The sequence below is a fragment of the Euzebyales bacterium genome (genome assembly GCA_035461305.1).
Classification (GTDB): Bacteria; Actinomycetota; Nitriliruptoria; order Euzebyales; family JAHELV01; genus JAHELV01.
In genome coordinates, this window is record DATHVN010000176.1 from 1 (window position 1) to 4,458 (window position 4,458).

The 4,458-nt window shown below is 69.5% G+C and carries 6 protein-coding genes; 4 read left to right on the plus strand and 2 right to left on the minus strand.

Translation table 11 applies throughout. From position 1 onward, the window contains the following. The 3 genes from VK923_16410 to VK923_16420 form a co-directional block, all read left to right on the plus strand. The coding region (locus tag VK923_16410; GenBank protein HSJ46260.1) for a histidine kinase at window positions 1-791 on the plus strand (791 nt) is incomplete at its 5' end. After that, window positions 788-1,459 carry a response regulator transcription factor gene (locus VK923_16415; GenBank protein ID HSJ46261.1) on the plus strand — a complete coding sequence of 224 codons (672 nt, stop codon included), beginning with the start codon at window positions 788-790 and terminating at the stop codon, window positions 1,457-1,459. The genes VK923_16410 and VK923_16415, both read left to right, overlap by 4 nt. Window positions 1,460-1,640: 181 nt before the next feature. After that, window positions 1,641-1,895: a hypothetical protein gene (locus VK923_16420; GenBank protein HSJ46262.1), complete on the plus strand. Its 255-nt coding sequence runs from the start codon at window positions 1,641-1,643 to the stop codon at window positions 1,893-1,895. 94 nt (window positions 1,896-1,989) lie between these two features. On the opposite strand, the gene VK923_16425 is transcribed toward VK923_16420, so the two are convergent. After that, window positions 1,990-2,136, minus strand: a complete 147-nt coding sequence (locus tag VK923_16425) for a hypothetical protein (protein ID HSJ46263.1) — start codon at window positions 2,134-2,136, stop codon at window positions 1,990-1,992. A 640-nt stretch (window positions 2,137-2,776) separates the two neighbouring features. Beyond that, complete coding sequence (locus tag VK923_16430; protein ID HSJ46264.1) at window positions 2,777-3,979, minus strand: FAD-dependent oxidoreductase; 1,203 nt, start codon at window positions 3,977-3,979, stop codon at window positions 2,777-2,779. A gap of 42 nt (window positions 3,980-4,021) precedes the next feature. Here VK923_16430 and VK923_16435 point away from each other — a divergent pair, with 42 nt between their 5' ends. Further along, window positions 4,022-4,237, plus strand: coding sequence for a hypothetical protein (locus tag VK923_16435; protein HSJ46265.1), 216 nt, complete (start codon window positions 4,022-4,024; stop codon window positions 4,235-4,237). Window positions 4,238-4,458: the final 221 nt, after the last annotated feature.

Consider the following 4,458-nt stretch of genomic DNA (forward strand, 5'->3'; position numbering starts at 1 on the left):
TGATCGGTGCCGCCTCCCCGGGCGCGCTGGGTCCCTTCGGGATCCTCGCCGTCGTGGCGTGGATCGTCGGTCGCTACGTCGCAGTCCGGCGTGCCTACCTCGAGACGCTCGTGGCCTACGGCCATCAGCTCGAGAAGGACCGCGACGAACAGGCCCGCCGCGCGGTCCGCGAGGAACGCCGCCGCATCGCCCGCGACCTCCACGACCAGGTCGCGCACCACCTCGGGGTCGTCTCACTCCAGACCAGTGCCGCCCGCCGGTGGCTCAAGCGCGACCCTGCACGCACCGCCATGGCGCTGGCCGCGGCCGAGGATGCGGCGCGCGCCGCCCTCGAGACGATGCCGGCGATCCTCCACGCGCTGCGCGCCGACGAGACTCCGGCAGAGCTGGAGCCTCAGCCGACACTGGACGCGGTCGGTGACCTCATCTCCCAGATGACGTCCGACGACGTCGCCGTCGACCTGCGTGTTCACGGGGCACCACGAACGCTGCCGTCAGCCGTCGAGGTGACCGCGTACCGGTTGATCCAGGAAGCGCTGACCAACGTCGTCAAGCACGCCGGCCACGCCCACGTCGTCGTCGACCTGGACTACCGACGCGACCGCCTCGAGGTGGAGGTCGCCGACGACGGTCACGGCGCTGCGGCCGGACCGTCCGACGGCGCGCGCCTCGGGCTGGTGGGGATGCGCGAACGCGTCGAGATGCTGAACGGGACGTTCGCGGCGGGCCCGCGTAACGGTGGGGGGTTCAGTGTGCGCGCCACACTGCCGGTGACCGGAGGCATCGAATGACGACTCGGGTGGTGCTCGCCGACGACCAGGACCTCGTGCGCACTGGCGTGCGCATGATCCTCGAGGCTGAGGACGACGTCGACGTCGTCGGTGAGGCCCGCGACGGCGGCGAGGCCGTGGCCGCGTGCCGGCGACTGCGACCCGACGTCGTGGTGATGGACATCCGCATGCCGCGCGTCGACGGTGTCGAGGCAACCCGTCAACTGACCTCCCTCGTCCCGCCGCTGCCCACCCGCGTCCTCGTCCTGACGACCTACGACCTCGACGAGTACGTGTTCGCGGCACTACGCGCGGGCGCCGCCGGGTTCCTGCTCAAGCACGCCCCGGCGGACGAGCTCGTCGCCGGCATCCGCACGATCGCCCGCGGTGAGAGCATCCTGGGGCCGGCCATCACGCGACGCGTCGTCGAGGCGTTCGCCACCATCCCGGACAGGCCGGCACGGCGCCCGGTCGAATTGGAGACGCTGACAGAACGGGAGCGCGAGGTGTTCGAACTCGTCGCACGCGGGAGGTCGAACGCCGACATCGCCGCCGAGCTGTACGTCGAGCCGTCGACGGTCAAGACGCATGTCGCGCGTGCGCTGACCAAGCTCGGGCTGCCCGATCGGGTCGCCGCTGTCATCTTCGCCTACGAGCACGGGGTGATCGTGCCGGGCGACGGCGCCTGACCGGATCTCGTTGCCCGCGTGCGAACGCGGTCGCGGAAGCGGCGCGACCGCCGCCCCGACGCGTCCCGCGCTCCGCCCGAGATCGTGACGCCGTGTCGCACATGCCACCTTCGAACGAACCGACGACATGGGGGCCGACCGCGCCCGAGAGCTGGCGGCGCGACCCGGCCGACGAGGTCCCGTGGATCCGGAGGCGTCGAAGTCCTGCGCTCAGCGCGCCGTGGAGATGCTGAACGACTACGCGGGACTGCGAATCGTGCGCTACCCAATGCAACCTCTTCAACGCCGCGTGTTCGATCTGCGCCACAACCTCACCGCCTACGACGCGATTACGTCGCGCTCGCCGACGCCCTCAACGTCCCTCTGCTGGCTGACGACGCGAGGTTCGCAGCCACACCTCGGACACCGCGCCGACATCCACGCCTATCCGGACTGAGGCGACGAACCCGTGACGTGCCCGATCCTTGACAGACCAGCGGAGTCATGAGCGTAGGAGACGTCTCCTTCGAACTGGCACTGTGTGCCGCTGTCTACCACCGCCTTGCCCCGTCCCGGCAGCGACGGGTGAGCCTGTACTCCTCGTTGGCGAAGTAGCGCTGCCACTCCTCCCGCCGCAGGTTCCGCGCGGCGGTCTCGCATGCGGCGCGCACCCAGGCATCGAAATTCATGGTGAGCACGTGCGGGCCTCCGCGCAGACCACGACGGCGGACCCGTCCTGATCGCACCGAAGCGCGTGCCGGCGGGCGTGAAGTGCGTCATCAGCCCGGTTCGCCCGACGGCGACCGCCTCGGGCGTATTGCCCGATAGGTCCCATACGGAGGCGGCGTCGCAGGTCGAGGCGGCGAGCAGTCGCGGTCGCTGCGGTGAGAAGCTACGTCGATCACCCAGTTCTGCCCCACTGGTCACAAGCTTGTCGAGCTGGTGGAGGACGTCCAGCGTCGCGACTTTCCGCACCTCGACGGCCACGCCCGCATGGCCGACAGCGAGCAGCGCGCCGTCGCGGCTGGCGGCCAGCGACGTCGGGATCCAGTCGGTGACGGGTCCGTGGCTTCCGGGCCCGGCCACGACGCCGGCGGTCGTGCGTGGCCATGCATGCCCTGCGACCCGAACGATCGAGGACCGCGAGCTGCGCAGGGCATGGTCCGCCCGCCGCCGGGTCCTTATCGGGGCGGTGAAGGCCGCGGACGCGACTGCGTAGACACACACGAGGAGACCCGCCCGATGGCTTCGCCCCATACCCGGGCGCACCGGGTCGTCGTGTGGCCCCCGCGCACGTCCTGACGTCTGTCGGCCGCGCCCCCTCGGCGCATCGCCTTCCTACGGCAGCTGCACGTACCCCTTGCGGACCTTCCAAAGGTAGTAGCGCTCGAAGGCAAGCTTCCCGAGATGGTTCTGCGGCCCGGGGATCATCACGCCCCACTTCCTCGGCGGAAGCATCCGGTCGGCCAGGATCGCTACCCCGTTGTTCCCGGCGTCCATGACGCACACGGCGGGCATGTCGGCGAAGTTCTGCTCCCGCGTGGGTTCGTCACCTCGGATCTGTGAGGCGATGTTCGTCGCCGCAACATGGGCCATCGCCTCCGACGGGAACCCGGTCTTTGGAACGCCGACCGCGTTGGCCGTGTGCCACGGCGCATCCACCGCCGCCGCGATCCCGACCGCGTAGACGTTCGGATACCGCACGGTCTGGTAGGTGTCCTTCACGTCGATGAAGCCCCGCGGGTTTCCGATGCCCGAGTCCTTGATGACCTGTGCGCCGACGAACGGCGGCACGATCATGGCGTACCTGAACGGGAGGCGACGTCCGTCCTGCAGACGCAGCTCACCCGGGATGACCTCCTCCATCCCCACGTCGAACACCGAACTGATCCCGGTCATCCGGAAGAACAACTCCAACATCCTCTCCCCGCGGGCGAGTCCGCCGATCCCGAAATGCCCGGGAAACGGCTCGGAGCTGACGTAGTGGACCGGCACACGCTTCCTGAGCCCGTGCCGCTTGAGCTGGTAGGCGGCGTTGAAGACGAACTCGTACGCCGCGCCGAAGCACGCGGCGCCCTGGGTCGCCCCGACGACGATCGGACCGGGCTCGTTGATGAACCGGGCCCACCCCTCAGCCGCATCCACCGCTCCCTCCAGCGTGGTGATGGTGTGGGCGTTGCCACCTCGTCCCAGACCCGGGATCACCTCGAAGTCGTTCAGGTAGCCGGTCGCGATCACCAGGTAGTCGTAACCGAAGGCGCCCCGTGTCGTCTCAACCTTCTGCACGCTGGGATCGACCTTCGTCGCTTCTCCGTGCACGAAGTGCACCCCATGCCGCTCGAACGTCGGCCCGACCGGGACCGAGACATCGCGCGCGGTCCGCTTCCCGAAGGGGATCCAAATGAAGGACGGGTTGAACGTGAACCGCCTCGACTTTGACACAACCGTCACGTCTACATCGGCACCAAGCTCGCGCTTCAGACCAAGCGCTGCCGTGACGCCCGCGAAGTTTCCTCCGAGAACGAGGGCCTTGGGCGCCATGCGTGACCTCCTCGTGCCTAACCGGCGCGGAGCCGTATCTCGATGCTACCCGGGAGTCTCGAGGCCGCCATCGGCGTACCCGGGCGACACGCGGTGGAACGGTGGAAGACTCATGACGGGCAGTCAGGATGCTCGCTGTCCGTTCGCGAGGCGACGCTGCTGGTGGGTGGCGGCATCGTCATCGCGGCGGCCCTGCTCATCGTGGTGCTGACCAGCGCCCGCCTGGCGTACCGACCCGACGTCGACACGACCGCCTGAGCGTCTGCCCGGCCGCCCACCGTGGGTGTGCCGACAACCTCGGCCGGTGACGTGTTGATCGCTGCGCAGCCAGTGAGGACGCTCGTGCGACCGATCAGTCTCCCGCTCCCACGGGCGCTTGGTACGGCGCCTCGTCTGCGGGGAGGAGGTGCCCCTGTCGTCGCTGTCGGCGATCGAGCGGCCGGCCGCCAGGCGCTCGGAGAGCTGCGCCGGCTCTTGGC